At 61.1% G+C, this 17,108-nt stretch carries 16 protein-coding genes; 6 read left to right on the top strand and 10 right to left on the bottom strand.

From position 1 onward, the window contains the following. Positions 1–6: 6 nt before the first annotated feature. From dut to P8S53_RS10480, 4 genes are all read right to left on the bottom strand, one after another. Positions 7–474 carry a dUTP diphosphatase gene (gene dut, locus P8S53_RS10495; protein WP_277803919.1) on the bottom strand — a complete coding sequence of 156 codons (468 nt, stop codon included), beginning with the start codon at positions 472–474 and terminating at the stop codon, positions 7–9. Further along, positions 471–1,661 carry a bifunctional phosphopantothenoylcysteine decarboxylase/phosphopantothenate--cysteine ligase CoaBC gene (gene coaBC / locus P8S53_RS10490; protein WP_277803918.1) on the bottom strand — a complete coding sequence of 397 codons (1,191 nt, stop codon included), beginning with the start codon at positions 1,659–1,661 and terminating at the stop codon, positions 471–473. The genes dut and coaBC overlap by 4 nt, the downstream gene beginning before the upstream one ends. A 74-nt stretch (positions 1,662–1,735) precedes the next feature. After that, positions 1,736–2,524 (bottom strand): ChaN family lipoprotein, encoded by a 789-nt coding sequence (locus P8S53_RS10485; RefSeq protein ID WP_277803917.1) that lies wholly within the window; start codon positions 2,522–2,524, stop codon positions 1,736–1,738. Further along, the gene (locus tag P8S53_RS10480) at positions 2,521–3,399 is read right to left on the bottom strand and encodes an RNA polymerase factor sigma-32 (RefSeq protein WP_277803916.1); all 879 of its coding nucleotides are present in this window, start codon (positions 3,397–3,399) and stop codon (positions 2,521–2,523) included. The genes P8S53_RS10485 and P8S53_RS10480 overlap by 4 nt, the downstream gene beginning before the upstream one ends. A 154-nt stretch (positions 3,400–3,553) precedes the next feature. On the opposite strand from P8S53_RS10480, the gene P8S53_RS10475 reads away from it, so the two are divergent. After that, positions 3,554–5,077 (top strand): YifB family Mg chelatase-like AAA ATPase, encoded by a 1,524-nt coding sequence (locus P8S53_RS10475; RefSeq protein ID WP_277803915.1) that lies wholly within the window; start codon positions 3,554–3,556, stop codon positions 5,075–5,077. Here the strand turns inward: P8S53_RS10475 and P8S53_RS10470 are convergent. From P8S53_RS10470 to rsmI, 4 genes are all read right to left on the bottom strand, one after another. Continuing rightward, a complete protein-coding gene (locus P8S53_RS10470; protein ID WP_277803914.1) occupies positions 5,034–5,951 on the bottom strand; it encodes an alpha/beta hydrolase in 918 nt (305 codons plus the stop codon). The two genes, P8S53_RS10475 and P8S53_RS10470, sit on opposite strands and share 44 nt — an antisense overlap. Continuing rightward, on the bottom strand, positions 5,948–6,898 hold the full coding sequence (gene gshB / locus P8S53_RS10465; protein WP_277803913.1) for a glutathione synthase: 951 nt from the start codon (positions 6,896–6,898) through the stop codon (positions 5,948–5,950). Before gshB ends, P8S53_RS10470 begins: the two co-directional genes overlap by 4 nt. 98 nt (positions 6,899–6,996) lie before the next feature. After that, positions 6,997–7,353 (bottom strand): YraN family protein, encoded by a 357-nt coding sequence (locus tag P8S53_RS10460; RefSeq protein ID WP_277803912.1) that lies wholly within the window; start codon positions 7,351–7,353, stop codon positions 6,997–6,999. Further along, entirely contained in the window at positions 7,350–8,231 is an 882-nt protein-coding gene (rsmI, locus tag P8S53_RS10455) for a 16S rRNA (cytidine(1402)-2'-O)-methyltransferase (protein WP_306417913.1), read from the bottom strand. Before rsmI ends, P8S53_RS10460 begins: the two co-directional genes overlap by 4 nt. A gap of 170 nt (positions 8,232–8,401) precedes the next feature. On the opposite strand from rsmI, the gene P8S53_RS10450 reads away from it, so the two are divergent. From P8S53_RS10450 to murJ, 4 genes are read left to right on the top strand one after another with little or no spacing between them, the layout of a single operon-like run. Beyond that, positions 8,402–9,595, top strand: coding sequence for a penicillin-binding protein activator (locus P8S53_RS10450; RefSeq protein WP_277803910.1), 1,194 nt, complete (start codon positions 8,402–8,404; stop codon positions 9,593–9,595). A gap of 32 nt (positions 9,596–9,627) precedes the next feature. After that, a complete protein-coding gene (locus tag P8S53_RS10445) occupies positions 9,628–12,414 on the top strand; it encodes a [protein-PII] uridylyltransferase (RefSeq protein WP_277803909.1) in 2,787 nt (928 codons plus the stop codon). Continuing rightward, positions 12,414–12,656, top strand: coding sequence for a YdeI/OmpD-associated family protein (locus tag P8S53_RS10440; protein ID WP_277803908.1), 243 nt, complete (start codon positions 12,414–12,416; stop codon positions 12,654–12,656). Before P8S53_RS10445 ends, P8S53_RS10440 begins: the two co-directional genes overlap by 1 nt. After that, positions 12,656–14,227 carry a murein biosynthesis integral membrane protein MurJ gene (gene murJ, locus P8S53_RS10435; RefSeq protein ID WP_277803907.1) on the top strand — a complete coding sequence of 524 codons (1,572 nt, stop codon included), beginning with the start codon at positions 12,656–12,658 and terminating at the stop codon, positions 14,225–14,227. Before P8S53_RS10440 ends, murJ begins: the two co-directional genes overlap by 1 nt. On the opposite strand, the gene P8S53_RS10430 is transcribed toward murJ, so the two are convergent. After that, positions 14,201–14,866, bottom strand: coding sequence for a rhomboid family intramembrane serine protease (locus tag P8S53_RS10430; RefSeq protein WP_277803906.1), 666 nt, complete (start codon positions 14,864–14,866; stop codon positions 14,201–14,203). The genes murJ and P8S53_RS10430 overlap by 27 nt on opposite strands. A 92-nt stretch (positions 14,867–14,958) precedes the next feature. On the opposite strand from P8S53_RS10430, the gene trpS reads away from it, so the two are divergent. Beyond that, positions 14,959–15,996, top strand: a complete 1,038-nt coding sequence (trpS, locus tag P8S53_RS10425) for a tryptophan--tRNA ligase (protein WP_277803905.1) — start codon at positions 14,959–14,961, stop codon at positions 15,994–15,996. Positions 15,997–16,372: 376 nt separating this feature from the next. Here trpS and P8S53_RS10420 read toward each other — a convergent pair whose 3' ends face one another. Next, complete coding sequence (locus P8S53_RS10420) at positions 16,373–16,975, bottom strand: L,D-transpeptidase (RefSeq protein ID WP_277803904.1); 603 nt, start codon at positions 16,973–16,975, stop codon at positions 16,373–16,375. Positions 16,976–17,108 lie beyond the last annotated feature (133 nt).

Genomic DNA, 17,108 nt, shown 5'->3' with positions numbered 1-17,108 from the left:
GGCAGGTCAGACCGTTCCCGTTGACCCGAACCCGCCCTGACCACGATCTGTGGCATCAAGCCGGTCGGTCAAGGCAAACTGCGCTTGTGTAACGGGGGCAATGACAATCTGGGCAATGCGCATGCCATGCTCGATGGTGAATGCGCTTGCCCCCAGATTTATCATGATCACGCCGATTGGCCCGCGATAGTCGCTGTCGATGGTGCCGGGCGCGTTCACCAGCGCAATCCCGTGTTTCACCGCCAGACCCGAGCGCGCGCGGATTTGCATTTCAAACCCCTGCGGGATTGCGCAGGCCAGCCCCGTTGGCACAAGCGCGCGTTCCATCGGGGCCAGCCGCAAGCCGGTCGCGCGCAGATCCGGCACGAAATTGGCGCGGATATCTGCGCCCGCCGCGCCACTTGTGGCATAGGCGGGCAGGTCTATCATGGGGTCGCTGTCGGGCAGGCGTTGGAAATTAATGGTCACGCTCATGTCAGGGCCTTTGCAATGCGCGCCGCCAGTTTGCGGGCAACTTCGGTCTTTGGCAGGCGGGGCCAGTCCTCGACCCCGGTTTGTGTCACAAGATGCACCGCATTTTCAGACCCGCCCATGATACCTGTTGCGGGCGACACATCATTGGCAACGATCCAGTCGCAGCCCTTGCGGGTGCGCTTGGCCATGGCGTTGGCCACCACATTTTCCGTCTCTGCTGCAAAACCGATCACAAGTTCAGGTCGCGACGCATGTGATGACAGTTGCTTCAGTATGTCGGGGTTTTCAGAAAACCTAAGTTCTGGCGTGCCTTGTGGTGTTTTCTTAATCTTCTGCGCGAAGTTGTTCTCAACCCGCCAATCGGCCACTGCCGCCGCCATGACAGCAACATCCACAGGCAATGCAGCGTCAACAGCGTGCAGCATGTCGCGCGCAGTTTCCACCGCCACAACCTGAACGCCTGACGGGGGGGCAACAGGTGCAGGGCCGGTCACAAACACCACATCCGCGCCCAGATCGCGCAGCGCCGCCGCGATGGCCGTCCCTTGCGCCCCGGAGGAACGGTTTGCAATATAGCGCACCGGATCAATCGGTTCATGCGTCGGCCCCGATGTGACCAGCACACGCTTGCCCGTCAGCGGGCGTGGGCCAAGTGCTGTGGCAATCGCATCCAGGATTTGTGCAGGTTCGGCCATCCGGCCCGGCCCGTATTCACCGCACGCCATATCGCCAGACTCTGACCCCACAACCGCCACGCCATCCGCACGCAACTGTGCCAGATTGCGCCGCGTTGCTGCATGTTCCCACATGCGCAGATTCATCGCAGGGGCAATCAAAACGGGCTTGTCTGTTGCCAACAGCAGCGTTGTCGCCAGATCATCGGCATGCCCGCCCGCCATTTTGGCCATCATATCGGCAGTGGCAGGGGCCACGACCAGCAAATCCGCCGCGCGGGACAACTGGATATGCCCCATTTCAGATTCGTCCTTCAGGTCGAACAGGTCTTGATAGACGCGCGCGCCCGCAAGTGCGGCCACCGACAGGGGGGTTACGAATTCCGCGCCCGCGCGCGTCACAACGGGTGTCACCTGTGCGCCCGCCGCGCGCAGCTTGCGGATCAGGTCCAGACATTTATAGGCCGCGATTCCGCCACCGATAATCAGGGTGATATGTTTGCCCGCTACCATTCTGGCCTCCGCGTCCGAAATCGGTGCAATATCGTCAGTCCTACGCGGTTGTATCAGAAAGCAAAAGCCCCCCGCTAACGAAACGCATCGCAGGGGTCAGGGCGCGGGTGCGGTTCTGTGACCAGATGCAGATCATGCGCAGGGTCATCCGGTTCGCTTTCAAACTGGCCTATGGACAGGATGCGCAGATCAGGTGCGGCTTGCGCAAGCAGGGCAGGCGCGCCCCAATCTGTTCGCGCATGGCCGGTGCCGGTAATCACAACGACAGGGCCGCCAGTGTCCTGATAGGCCTTCAGTGCGGCATCTGCCAGCATCGCATCGCGCAAACGCTGTATGTCCACCATCATGGGCAACATCTCATCTGGCAGCGCATCGCAATGGGCGCGTGCTTGCAGGTCTTCGCGGGCCTGTTGTTGCACGCTGTCCAAGGGCATATCCAGCCCGAAGCGCGCGGCATCGCCGGAAAACGCCTGTGTCAGCGGCTGCCCCATGGCATTGCGTGCTGCATCGCGTGGCAGCCCCGCACCAAAAATCGCGGCAGTCGGGGCTGCGGTAAACAGCGGATAATACATCGCAAAATCCGGCCAGCCAGAATTGTCCCAATCAAGCAGCGCCTGCAAGGCGTCCTGATCAAGGTCCGCGTCGGGTGGGATGCGCGCTGCCTGATCATCAGTCAGCATTTCAAACACAAGTGCGGCAGGCCCTATGGCCTGCGTTGCGATGGTCTGGTTTTCATGATGGACGGGGTTGTCATGCACCTCGCCCAGAAAAATAACGTCAGCTTCGGGCAGGTTACGCAATACATCCGGCTGCGCCAACGCGGGCGCAGCCAGACATGCAGATGCAATTATGGTTTTTATCATGCAAGGAAGTGAAGCACTTCTCGCGACTGGGTTTCAAGGGCTTTACGCATTTTCTTGAAGGCTGCGGCTTCAAGCTGGCGAATACGCTCTTTGGACAGGCCCATTTCCTGCCCCAGGGATTCCAGCGTGCGCGGGTCTGCGCGCAGTTTACGCTCCCGCAAGATGAACCGCTCGCGCTCGCTTAGGGTTTGCATGGCGTTCAGCAACCATTCGCGCAGTTGCGCCGTGTCATGGGCAAGTTCCACACCGTCGCTGGCCTGCTCGCTGTCATCTTCCAGCGCGTCAATCCATTCGCGCCCGTCCTCGTCGCTGGACTGGGTGGCATTCAGCGAATAGTCAGACCCCGAAAGCCGCCCTTCCATCATTTCGACATCGTGCAACGGAACCCCGACTTCCTGCGATATCATTTCACGCAACTGGTGGGGGTCCAGCCGCTCGCCGCGCGCCATGGCTTCGCGTTCGAATTTGGCCTGCACGCGGCGCAGGTTGAAAAACAGCGATTTCTGGCTGGACGTGGACCCCGTGCGCACCATGGACCAGTTACGCATCACATAATCCTGAATGCTGGCCTTGATCCACCACACAGCATAGGTTGAAAAGCGCACCCCGCGGTCCGGGTCGAATTTATCAGCCGCCTTCATCAGGCCAAGCCCCGCTTCCTGAATCAGGTCATTCATGGGGGCACCATAGCGCCGGAAACGTGACGCCATGGAAATGGCCAGTCGCATATAGGCAGTGATCAGCCTGTGCAGGGCTGCTTCGTCGCGGTGGTCACGCCATGCATATGCAAGCCGCAATTCGGTTTCAGCGTCCAGAAGTTCGGCCTTCATGGCCTTACGGGACATCGTGCGATCATCTGAATAGTCCAGCGCCATGTCTACCCCCTGTTAGGTTCTGATCTATGGTTATCTTACGCAGCAAAGTTGCATCTGGTTCATTTCCGGGTTCACGAACGCGTCATCAGGGAAAATTAACCAATATTAAACACATCCGCGTTAACCCTGATTGCGGGGGAAAACGGGTGTATCCATGGTCGCACGGGCATTGACAGTTGCGTTTGAAGGGATTGAAGCCCGCCTTGTCGAAGTGCAATGCGCGGTATCACCGGGCCTGCCATCCTTCCAGATTGTGGGCCTGCCCGACAAGGCCGTGTCGGAAGCGCGCGAAAGGGTGCGCGCGGCGCTGTCTGCAATGTCTGTTGCCCTGCCATCCAAGCGGATCACCATCAACCTGTCCCCTGCCGACTTGCCGAAGGAAGGGTCACATTTCGACCTGCCCATCGCCATGGCGTTGCTGGCCGCGCTGGAGATTATTCCGCCAGAGGATGTGGCCGGCACGGTCGCGTTGGGGGAATTGTCACTGGATGGCACATTGGTTGCGGTGCTGGGCGCGTTGCCCGCCGCCATGGCGGCCGCAGAAGGGGGGTATACGCTGTTTTGCCCCGCATCCTGCGGACCAGAAGCCGCATGGGTTGATGCGACCCGCGTTTTCGCGCCCTCGACCCTCGCGCAAGTCATTCGCCATTATTCGGGGCAGGCGCCCCTGACACCCGCCACCCCCGGCGAGGTGGTGCGCAATCACGGGCTGCGCGACCTTATGGATGTGAAGGGGCAGGAACGCGCCAAACGTGCGTTGGAAATTGCTGCGGCGGGGCGACATCATATGCTGATGGTGGGCACACCGGGGTCGGGCAAATCCATGCTGGCCGCCCGACTGCCGGGCATCCTGCCCGAACTGGGCGCAGGCGAAGCGTTGGAAACCTCGATGATCCATTCCATTTCAGGGCTTTTGGAACAGGGTGGAATTTCGCGCACGCGCCCGTTCCGTGAACCCCATCACACGGCGTCCGTCGCGGCGATTGTCGGGGGCGGCAAAGGGGCCAAACCGGGCGAGATATCACTGGCCCATAACGGGGTGCTGTTTCTGGATGAATTGCCGGAATTTCCGCGCATGGTTCTGGAAACGCTGCGCCAGCCCATTGAAACCGGCGAAGTGGTGGTGGCGCGCGCCAATGCGCATATCCGCTACCCGTGCCGTTTTCTGCTGGTCGCGGCCGCCAATCCCTGCAAATGCGGCTATATGACCGAACCGTCCCGCGCCTGCGCGCGCGCGCCAGTGTGCGGCGATGACTATATGGGCCGCATTTCAGGACCTTTGATGGACCGGTTTGATCTGCGTGTGGAAGTGCCGCCTGTCGCCTACTCTGACCTTGATCTGCCGCCATCAGGCGACAGTTCGGCCAGTGTGGCTGCGCGCGTGGCGCAGGCGCGGGCGCGGCAGGCGGCGCGTTTTGCCGGGCATGCGGGGATGCGCGTCAATGCCGATGTCGAAGGGGCGCTGCTGGAAGATATCGCGCGCCCCGATGCCGAAGGGCGCGCGCTTTTGATGCGCGCGGCGGACCGTTTCGGACTGACGGCGCGGGCCTATCACCGGCTGTTGCGGGTTGCGCGCACCATTGCAGACCTTGAAGGGGCAGACACCGTGCGCGCCCCCCACATGGCCGAGGCGATCAGTTACCGTCTGATGGGCGTTCCGGAAGGTGTTGGCGGATGAACCCCGCGCAATCGCCCAGCGCCTTGCGCGCTTCGGGCAGCCAGCCGTGAAAATACTGCCAGACATGGGGCAGGTTGCCCCATTCCTGAAGGGTCACATCCGTGCCGAATTCGCGCAGATGCGCGGCCATCCTGCGGGAATCGTCCAGCAGGATTTCACTGCGTGCGACCTGCAACAGGACCGGCGGTGCACCGTTGAACGTGCTAAACAATGGCGAGATGCGCGGGTCGGTCGCATCCGCACCTTGTAAAACACGGTCGCGCAATTGCTGCAACCGCTGGACTGGCAGCAGGATTTCGCTTGCCGCATTGCTGCGGATTGTCCCGCCCGACAATGTCAGGTCGGTGAAGGGCGAGAAAACAAAGACACATGCCGGGCGCGGGGCACCCGTCGCACACAGATGCGCCAGCAGCGCCAGCGCCAGCCCCCCGCCTGCCGAATCGCCGCCCAAGGCAATTTGCGCCGGGTCATAGCCGCGCGCGACCAAGGCCTGCCACGCAGCCAGCGCATCGTCGAATGCTGCGGGAAACGGATGCTCGGGGGCAAGCCGGTAATCGGGCAGGCAGGTGTCATACCCCGTCCTGCGGGTCAGATAACCCGCCAGCGCAGCATGTGTGCGCGGGTTGCCCATGACATAGCCGCCGCCATGAAAATACAGCAAGATCGGGGCGCTGTCCGCAGGCTGCGCAGTCCAAAGCGCGGGCACCTGTCCCAATTGATCATGCGTGAACCCGACCCATGGCCGCCCGCGCGCATTCAGCCATGCGCCACGTTCAAACCAGCGCCGCGCCGCCACGCTGTCGGGCTGTCGCGCAAGCGACCGGCGCGCTGCCTGACGCAAAAACACGCGCAACGCCTTGAGTTGCCAACTCATGTGGCGCGCTTGCCCTCGATGGCTTGCCAGATCAGTTCCGCGCCGTTCGTGCCGTCAAAGCGTTCCAGTTCTTGTAGGCCGGTGGGCGAGGTCAGGTTGATTTCGGTCAGGTAATCGCCGATCACGTCAATGCCCACGAATATCTGACCCTTGTCACGCAGTAGCGGGCCGATGGCGGCACAGATTTCGTGGTCGCGCGCGGTCAGGGCAACTTTTTCGGGGCGCCCGCCCACATGCATGTTCGAGCGCGTTTCCCCATCCGCAGGCACACGGTTGATGGCCCCGATGGGCGCCCCGTCGACCAGAATGATCCGTTTGTCGCCTTTTGCCACCGCAGGCAGGTATTTCTGCACGATCAGCGGCTCGCGGCTGATGCCGGTGAACAATTCATGCAGGGATGCCAGATTGCGATCATTGGGGTCCAGCCGGAAAACACCCGCGCCGCCATTGCCATAAAGTGGTTTCAGAATCACATCGCCATGGGTCGCCTTGAAGTCACGGATGGTTGCCAGATCACGGGCAATCATCGTGGGCGGTGTCAGATCGGGGAATTGCAGCACCAGCAGTTTTTCAGGGTAGTTTCTGACCCAGAACGGATCATTGACCACCAATGTGGACGGGTGAATCATGTCCAGCAGATGGGTGGTCGTGATATAGCCCATGTCAAACGGCGGGTCCTGGCGCAGCCAGACAACATCGATCTGCGCCAGATCCAGCATCTGTGCCGCGCCCTTGGTGACATGCGCGCCCTTGACCGCCTGCAAGGTGACCGGATGGGCCAGCGCCTGAACACGACCTTCGCGGAACACAAGTTTGTCCGGCGTATAGCAAAACAACTCATGTCCGCGCGCCTGCGCTTCCAGCGCGATGCGGAATGTGCTGTCTGCCGCGATATCCACGGCCTCTATCGGGTCCATCTGAAATGCCACGCGTAGTTGATGTGCCACGCTATCCCCCTGTTACAACCCGGGCAAACCAGCCCTTTGCGCCCATAGATGGCGTAAGGCGCGGCATGATGCAAGCACAGCTCAGCGTGCCTTCGCTGTCAGGCGCATAAGGCGTTTTCCAGCCGCGCCACCTGACCCTGTGCATTGACCAGTGCCACATCGAAACGCGATGGCGTCAGCGCGCCCTGCGGACATGTGCCCAGATATTGCGCGGCAGTCGTGAACAGCCGCGCAATTTGTGCCGCCCCGATCCGCGCGGCGGCAGTGTCAAAGCAACGGCTTTTCTTGACTTCGACAAACACGATTTCCGCACCGCGCGACAAAACAAGGTCCAATTCCCCCCGTTGGCCACGCCAGCGGCGCGCCCGCAGATGATACCCTTCATCCAGATAGTCGCGCATCACGCAGTCTTCGGCGGCAAGACCCGCGTGATAATTGCGTTTCTGCGGTGTCATTGCGGTTTTCCCTTTGCCAGCGCCGCCTGATAGACGGACCGGCGCGGTAACCCCAATTCGGCGGTGACATGCGCCACTGCTTCCTTCAGGGTCATCTGCGCAAGGGCCTGCGTCAATGCGCGGTCCAGATCATCGGCATTGGCCGTGGCCGTTACCCCACGATCAACCACCAGCGCAATTTCGCCCTTCAGGGTCCGGTCAGCCAGTTCTGAAGTCATGTCGCCCAAGGTCATACGAAGCACTTCCTGATGCTTTTTGGTCATTTCCCGGCACAGGGCCGCCTTACGGTCCGAACCCATGATATCGCATAATTCGGTTAAGAAGCGGTGAATACGTTTTGGGGATTCATAGAAAATAAGGGTTGCAGGAATTGCCGCCGCTTCTGTCAGGACCTGTTTGCGCGCACCGGCCTGCGCGGGTGCAAACCCCATGAAACAGAACCTGTCACTTGGCAGACCGGCCAGTGTCAGCGCACTCAGCACCGCTGAGGGGCCGGGGGCGCTGTGCAGGGCGAAGCCTTGCTCGACGACAGTGCGCGCAAGCTGAAAGCCCGGGTCCGCCACCAGCGGGGTTCCGGCCTCGGATGCGTAAACAAGTGATTTGCCATCTTCCAATGCGCTGATAATGCGCGGGCGCATCGCTGCACCATTATGGTCATGATAGGCCCAGACAGGGCGGTGTTTTGACGAAATCCCGTGAATTTCCATAAGCTTGCGAAGCGATCTTGTATCTTCTGCCACCAGAATATCCGCGCCTGCCAGCAAATCCAGCGCATGCAGGGTTATGTCGCGCGCGGCCCCGATGGGGGTTGCGATCAGGTGCAGGCCGGGGGGCACGGGCCGTGCGCCACGCGTGTCATGCGCGGTTGCGCGGTGCATCTGCGGCGGGGTATCAGTGTCGTCGGGTTCATTGTCAGTGCGGGACATTAACGGGTATTTCATCCTTGGACGGCATAAGCGGCTGTGTGCCGGGGGTCGTTTACTTCACAGTCGCACTTGCTTAGTGTGTGGCGCAAGCAAAGTCGATGCAAGCGGGGAGTGGCGTTAGGATGCGGAACCTTATTTCGGGAAATTTTGGCTGGTCTGGCCCAAGGCGCGGTTTTCTGGCGGCGGCGGCCGCCTTGGTGCTGGTCGGCTGCGACATGCCGGTGGGGCCGATGGCCGGGGGCGGGTCGTCAGTGGACACAAGCGGCCCGGTTACCGTTGCGCTGCTGGTGCCGGGGGGATCGAATGATCCGGGTCGGCAGGTTCTGGCGCAAAGCCTTGAAAATGCAGCCCGTCTTGCAGTTGCTGATCTTCAGGGTGTGCAGATTGACCTGCGCGTGTATCAGACCGGCGGGAATGCGGAACGTGCGGCACAGGTCGCGGCGCAGGCGGTCAATGACGGTGCAGGTATTATCGTCGGCCCGCTATATGCCGAATCGGCCACCGCTGTGGGGCGCACTGTCGCGTCCTCTGGCGTCAATGTGCTAAGTTTCTCGAACAACCCGGCGGCGGCCGGGGGCAATGTCTTCCTGCTTGGCCCCACGTTCGAGAATACCTCCACACGGTTGATGGCTTATGCAGCCGAACAGGGCAAAGGCCGTGTCATGCTGATAGCGGAGCAGAACGAATCCGGGCAGGTTGCCGAAGCGGCGGTCCGCGCGGCAGCTGCGCGTACGGGTGCCAGTCTGGTGGCGACACAGTCCTATGCCTATTCACAACAGGGCGTTGTGGATGCGTTGCCGCGCATTGCATCCTCGGCGCGCTCATCGGGGGCGCAGACGGTTTTGCTGACGGCGGGGTCCGGAGGGGCGTTGCCGATCCTTTCGGAATTGCTGTCGCAAAACGGGCTGTCGCCGCAGCAGTTTCAGTATATGGGGCTGACTCGTTGGGATATTCCGGCTAGCGCGCTGCGGGAATTGCGCAGCCTTGAGGGTGGGTGGTTCGCACTTCCTGATCCCGGATTGACCAGCCGTTTTGACGCGCGCTACGCGAACGCCTATGGCGATGCACCGCATCCGGTAGCCAGCCTTGGTTACGACGGTATTGCGGCGGTCGGCGCGCTTTTGCGGCAGGGTGGTGCAGATGCACTCAGCGCGTCGCGTCTGACACAGGGGCAGGGGTTTGTCGGGGTCAGCGGTGTGTTCCGCCTGCGCCCGGACGGCATGAATGAACGTGGTCTTGCCATTGGCGAGGTGCGTGACGAACGCACAGTGATCATCAGCCCGGCACCGCGCAGTTTTGTCGGGGGTGGATTCTGAGTAGGGCACACAGCACCGAAGGACAGCAGATATTGGACCGTTCAGCAGGTTTGCCCGTCCTGACGCGGGAAGGGGCGCGCATTTTTCCGACCGGCAAGATCCTGGATATGGATGCGCTGACGGCGCGAATTGATGCGGCGCTGCGGGAACATGACGGATCGGACCAGCGCGCCTGCCGGTCTGTCATTGTCGCACAGATCAGACCTGCCCTGCGCGACAGTGCCCTGGAGCTACAGCGCATGTTCGAGCAGCACCCCCGCGATGCGCGCGATTTCGTGTCGGTGAATTCATGGCTGACGGACCAGATCATGGGGCTGGTTCTGCGCCTTGTTCAGGAACGCCTGCACCCCAATCCCAACCCGTCCGAGGGGGAGCGAATCGCGGTTCTGGCCGTTGGCGGGTATGGCCGCGCCGAAATGGCCCCGCATTCCGATATCGACCTGCTGTTTCTGGTGCCGTGGAAGGTGACAGGCTGGGTCGAGCAGGTGATCGAATCCACGCTGTATATCTTGTGGGATCTGCGGTTGAAAGTTGGCCATGCCAGCCGTACCGTTGATGAATGCCTGCGGCTGGGCAAGGATGATGTGACCATTCGCACGGCGCTTCTGGAACACCGGTTTCTGTTCGGCAATGAAAGCCTTGCGCAGACCCTGCGCACGCGTCTGTGGTCGGAATTGTTTTCCCGCACCCATGCTGATTTCATCGAGGCCAAACTGGCCGAGCGTGCAGACCGGCACGCCAAGATCGGCAATATGCGCTACATGCTGGAACCCAATGTCAAGGAAGGCAAGGGCGGCTTGCGCGATTTGCAGACCCTGTACTGGATTGCCAAATACATCCACGAAGTGGATCAGGCGCAGGAGCTTGTTGCGCTGGGGTTCTTCCGTCCGGAAGAATACGAATCCTTTCGTGCCGCCGAAACCTTCTTGTGGACGGTCCGGTGCCACATGCATCACCTGTCTGCGCGTCCGGTTGAACAACTGACCTTCGATCTGCAAGTGGGTGTTGCAGGGTTGATGGGATATGAAGATCACGGCGGGCGGCGCGGGGTCGAGCATTTTATGCAGGAATATTTCCGCCATGCGACCCGCGTGGGCGAATTGACACGCATTTTCCTGACCGAACTTGAAGCGCGCCACGTCAAGCGTGAACCCATTTTGCGGAACTTTCTGAACCGGCGCAAAAAAATGCGGTATGGACTGCGTGTGGTGCAAAATCGGCTGGATGTCGAGGATCCCGCAAGCTTTCTGGCTGATCCGCTGAACCTGCTGCGTATATTTGAAGAGGCGCTGGTGACCGGGCATCTTCTGCACCCCAACGCCATGCGGTTGCTGGCCGCAAATCTGGACCTTATCGACGCCGAGACCCGCGACAACGCCGAGGCGCAGAAAATTTTCATGCGTCTCATGCTGAAACACGGCAACCCCGAACGCGCCTTGCGCCGCATGAACGAACTGGGCGTCCTTGGGGCATTCTTGCCAGAGTTCGAGGCTATTGTGGCAATGATGCAGTTCAATGTGTATCATCACTACACGGTTGACGAGCATACGATTCAGGTCATCAGCACGCTGGCGCAGATTGAGCGCGGCGAGCTGGTCGAGGAACTGCCCGTGGCCTCTCGTATCCTGCAAGAAGGGGTGAACCGCAAGGTCATCTACGTTGGCTTGCTGCTGCATGATATCGGCAAGGGCCGGCCAGAGGATCATTCGGTCCTTGGCGCGCAGATTGCCCGCAAGGTGGCCCCGCGTCTGGGCCTGAAGAAGTCGGAATGCGAAACAGTGGAATGGCTGGTGCGCTATCATTTGCTGATGGCGGATACGGCCCAGAAACGCGATATTTCCGACCCGCGCACTGTGCGCGATTTTGCCAAACTGGTGAAAACCCGCGAGCGGCTGGATCTGCTGACCGTGCTGACCGTCTGCGATATTCGCGGTGTCGGGCCGGGGACGTGGAACAACTGGAAGGCCATGTTGCTGCGCCAGCTTTACCGCGAAACAGCGAATGCGCTGGAAAACGGGCTGGAAGAGTTGAACCGCGAGAACCGCTCGGACGAGGCCAAGCGTGCCTTGCGCGCAGCACTGGACGACTGGCCCCGCGCCGAGTTGCGCCACGAGGTGGGGCGCCATTACGACCCTTACTGGCAGGGGCTGCCCACCGCCACACATATGGTGTTCGCGCGCCTGCTGCGTGACATCAAGACCGATTCCATCAGCATTGATCTGCATCCCGAACCCGAACGCGATGCCACGCGCGCCTGTTTCGTGTTGTCTGACCATCCCGGTATTTTCGCGCGTTTCGCAGGCGCGCTGGCGCTGGTGGGCGCGAATATCGTGGATGCGCGCACCTATACCACCAAGGACGGTTATGCGACAGCGGCCTTCTGGATACAGGATGCCGAAGGGCACCCCTATGAGGCCGAGCGTCTGCCGCGCCTGCGCAAGATGATCGAACGCACTTTCGCAGGCGAAGTGGTGGCCGCGCGCGAACTGGCCGGCCGTGACAAGGTCAAGAAACGCGACCGCGCCTTTCGGGTGCCCACGCATATCAGTTTCGACAATGAGGGGTCGGAAATCTACACCATCATCGAAGTGGACACGCGCGACCGTCCCGGCCTGCTGCATGACCTGACACGCACCCTGGCGGATGCCAATATCACCATTGCAAGCGCCGTGATTGCCACATTCGGGGTGCAGGTTGTCGATACATTCTATGTCAAGGATATGTTCGGACTGAAGTTGCACACGAAATCCCGTCAGGAAGCGCTGGAACGCCGCTTGCGCGCGGCAATCGCGGCGGGTGCGGAACGGGCGGCGGGGTAATGGCACGGCCACGCGAAGCGATGCCGCAAGATGTTGCAGATGCGTTGCAATCGGGCGGGCTTTGTGATGCTTATGCAGCGCGGCCACCTTATCAGCGCAATGACTGGCTGATCTGGATCAATGGTGCAAAACGGCCTGAAACACGGGCCAGACGACTGGCTGCCATGCTGGCCGAATTGCGCGCAGGGCGGGGATATATGGGCATGCCGTGGCAACCCCGCGGCACAGGAAAGCAGAACTGATGGCGCGTATTCGATTGGTGGCGGGCTTCCTGACAGTTGGTTTATGGACATTGCTAAGCCGTGTGTTCGGTTTCGCGCGCGATGTTATGATGGCCGCCTATCTGGGTGCAGGGCCGGTGACGGATGCGTTTTTTGTGGCGTTTTCGCTGCCCAACATGTTCCGCCGTTTTTTTGCCGAAGGGGCGTTCAATTTCGCTTTTGTTCCGATGTTCGCCAAGAAACACGAAGCGGGCGACGATGCCGAAGGCTTCGCGCGAGATGCGTTCTGGGGCATGGCCGCGCTGTTGTTGATATTTTCGACACTGGCGGTCATTGCCATGCCGTTTCTGGTCTGGGCTATGGCGGCGGGGTTCGCGCAGGATGACCGTTTTGATATGGCGGTTTTGTTCGGGCGCGTGGCATTTCCTTATATTTTCTTCATCTCGCTGGTGGCGCTGCTGTCGGGCATGCTGAACGCGGTCGGGCGGTTTACGGCGGCGGCAGCGGCACCGGTGCTGTTGAACATCGTGTTCGTGGGTGCGATGCTGCTGGCTGATCGCGCGGGCTGGCCTATGGGGTTGGCGCTGTCATGGGCGGTGCCTGTGGCGGGCGTGGCGCAACTGATTGCCCTTTGGGTGGCCGTGCGCCGCGCGGGGTTCCAGATGCGGTTCCGTATGCCGCGCCTGACGCCTGAATTGAAGCGCCTTGCCATTATTGCAGCGCCCGCCGTGCTGGCAGGGGGCGTGGTGCAGATAAACCTGATCGTAGGGCGGCAGGTGGCCAGCTTTACCGATAATGCCGTATCGTGGCTGTCTTATGCCGACCGCTTGTATCAACTGCCGCTTGGGGTTGTGGGCATTGCAGTGGGGGTGGTGTTGCTGCCCGAACTGTCGCGCCGTCTGCGCGCGGGCGATGAAGGCGCAGGGCAGCACAGTTTCAACCGCGGGTTGGAATTCTCGCTGTTTCTGACCCTGCCATCAGCTGTGGCGCTGGTGGTGATTGCAACACCGATTGTGGCGGTGCTGTTCGGGCGCGGCGCATGGACCGTGGTCGACACGCAGTCCACGGCGCTGGCGCTGGGGGTCTATGCGCTGGGTTTACCGGCATTCGTGCTGCACAAGGTGTTGCAGCCCCTGTATTACGCCCGCCATGACACACGGCGCCCGTTTCGTTATGCCGTGGTGTCGATGGTGGTGAATGCGCTTGTGGCCATCGGGTTGATGCCATTCATCGGCTTTGTGGCCGCCGCATTGGCAACCAGTCTGGCCGCATGGGTGATGGTCTGGCAATTGTGGCGCGGGTCACGCGACATGGGGCGTGCGGCGCAGCTTGATGCACAGATGATAACGCGGATGTGGCGTATTGTGCTGGCTGCGGCGCTGATGGGCGTGGTGCTGCACGGGTTGCATCTGGCGCTGTCCCCATGGCTGGAAGTGTCCGGTATGCGCTATCTGGCGCTTCTGGCCATGGTGCTGGGGGGAAGTGCCGCGTATTTCGCGTTCGGGCAGATGGTCGGCGCGTTCAACCTGTCGGAATTGCGCGCGTCCTTGCGCCGCTCGCGCGGATCAGCGCCTGCGCAACCGGATCAGTAGGCCGGGGCGCAGCGCGCGTGTCAGGGCGAACCCCGCAGCGCAAGCCACCACATCCGCGATCCAGTCCATACCGCCCATGATGGCGGCCAGCAACAGGCGCGCCACCAGCAAAACCAGCGGCAAGGCCAGCGCCACCATCAGCGCGCGCCTGTCAGGGGCCGTGTCGCGCACAAGGGCTGCGTAGATGCCCGCCAGCGCAAATATCATCGGATAGCCGCCCACCAGCCATGCGCCCGCATCGCCTGCCATGCCGAACCCCGCACCGCCTGCCGCCTGTGCCAGCGCCAGTATCAGCAACATGCGCGCAGACCCCAGCCTTTCGGCGCAGTATTTCCCCAATGCCGCGATGATCACCACCACCAGCAGCGCCTGAACCGGCCCCATATGCACAAACCCGAACGCGACATAGCGCGACAGGTGGCGCACGGGTGCCTGCGCGCTGTCGATCATCCAGTCCTGTAGCGCGGGGGTGACGCCCGCCCATGCCAGCGCCTGCGCGCGCCAGTCTGCCGCGCCTGCGGCATTCACCAACCCGTGCGCACCGGCCCAAAGCACCAGTTCCACCGCTGCGATGGCCAGCACCAGCAGCCACACGCCCCATGGCAATGGCGACAGGATCGGGGCAGGGGGTGTATTCATGTTAAGCGCCTTGATGTTCAGGGCCTTGGTTGACCTTCGCCAAGGCGAAGGCTAATCCAAGCACAGCATCTTTTCCAGTATGGAGCCATCACATGTCCGACGTCCCGGCCAAGGTTTTCCCGAAGCGGATATTTTCCGGCATCCAGCCGTCTGGCGGGTTGACACTGGGCAATTATCTGGGCGCGCTCAAGCGCTTTGCCGTTGCGCAGGATGAAGGGATCGAGACGGTCTATTGCATGGTCGATCTGCACGCGATCACTGTCTGGCAAGACCCTGCCACGTTGCGCCGCGCCACGCGCGAACTGGCGGCGGGGTTCATTGCATCGGGTGTCGACCCTGCGCGGTCCATTCTGTTCAACCAAAGTCAGGTGCCTGCGCATGCCGAACTGGCGTGGATTTTCAACTGTGTGGCGCGCATGGGCTGGTTGCGGCGCATGACGCAGTTCAAGGACAAGGCCGGCAAACATGCCGAAGAAGCCAGCGTGGGCCTGTTCGCCTATCCCAGCCTGATGGCCGCGGATATCATGGCCTATCATGCAACGCATGTTCCTGTGGGCGAAGATCAGAAACAGCATCTGGAACTGACACGCGACATCGCCATCAAGTTCAACCATGATTATGGCGTGGATTTCTTTCCCATCGTGGAACCCGTGATCGAAGGGGCGGCAACCCGTGTCATGTCCCTGCGTGACGGCACCAGGAAAATGTCGAAATCCGACCCGTCCGACCAGTCGCGCATCAACCTGACCGATGATGCGGATGCGATTGCCTCTAAATTCCGCAAGGCCCGCACCGACCCCGAGCCGCTGCCAGAGCAGCTGGACGGGCTGGACGGGCGGGCAGAGGCGCGCAATCTGGTGAATATCTACGCAGCGCTTGCCGATATGACACCCGCGCAGGTTCTGGCGCAGTATGGCGGGCAGGGGTTTGGTGCGTTCAAACCCGCGTTGGCCGATCTGGCGGTGGCAAAGCTGTCGCCGATCAGCGCCGAAATGGCCCGCCTGATGCAGGACGTGGCAGAAATTGACCGCATTCTTGGCGACGGGGCCGAACGCGCGCATGCGATTGCCGAACCCATTCTGGACCAGACCCGCGAGATTGTGGGGCTTATCCGGTCGCGGGGGCGGTGACGGGATTTAACGCAAGCGTTGGTTGGGTTTGGTCTTTTTGCTGACATTCAGGCCATGGACAAAGCCCGTGCCAGCGGTGGGCCGGGGTCTGCCGATCCGGCATTATTAGAATGCAGTTTATGCAGGCTGCATACTCCTGCGTTCAAAGGCATGGCATGCCATCAGCCAAATCGGCAGGCCGCGGGACGGCCAGACCTATGGCGCGGCGGGCTTCGCCCTTTGCTCCGCGCTGGATCATTCCCCGAAGGCAGCTTATGCCCAGAACCAACGGCCCGATGCGCTGACTGGACGGCTTGCCGCCGCGCGATCAGCGGGTGGCCGACATCAAAAAGCCCGCCATTGCGGCGGGCTTTTGTGTGTCACGGCGGGGGCAGTGTCAGATCACGCGGACCTGTGTGCCGATCTTGACCAGCTCATACAGGTTTTCGACATGTTGGTTCATCAGGCCAAAACAACCGTTTGAGGCCCGCCGCCCGATTTTCGCGGGGTTGTCGATGCCGTGAATGCGGTAATACTGCCAGCTCAGGTTCATGGCGCGGGTGCCCAGCGGGTTGGTCGGGTCATCCCCTTCGACGCGTGCGGGCAGGCTTGGGTCGCGTTCGCGCATATTCGGGGTGGGAATCCATGTGGGTTCAAACCGCTTCAGCGTCACTTCGGTCAGGCCACGGCGGGTAAAATCCTCGCTCATGGGGACCGAGCAGGGATGCGCCAGATAGATGCTTTCATCTTCCGACCAGTAATGCAGCGCGCGCGAATAAGTGTCACACAGGATCGCACCATTGCGCAGGTTCTGGAAATGGTCGCGCCAATGCTGATTGCGAAAGCCCATTACATTGCGGCTGGCTGTGCGGACATTTGCTTCTTCTTCAAAGTCCAGTGCAATTTGTGCGCGCAAAACAGATGGCATGGCCAGACCGCCAAGCGCGAAAGCGCCCGCAGTCGACAGAAGGCTGCGTCGGGTCAGGGGTGATTTCGTCATTTCGGACCTCTTGGAACATATTCAATATATTGAAACGGGTATGGTGCAAAACGGTTCCGAAAATCAAGTCACGAGGCTGTGCGCAGATGTCATGCGTTGCGCAAATGCCAGTCATGTTTTGCAAGATACAGCG

The sequence above is a fragment of the Roseinatronobacter sp. S2 genome (assembly GCF_029581395.1).
GTDB lineage: Bacteria > Pseudomonadota > Alphaproteobacteria > Rhodobacterales > Rhodobacteraceae > Roseinatronobacter.
Note: the sequence above shows the minus strand (reverse complement) of the source record. Positions and strands in the feature narration are given on the sequence as shown.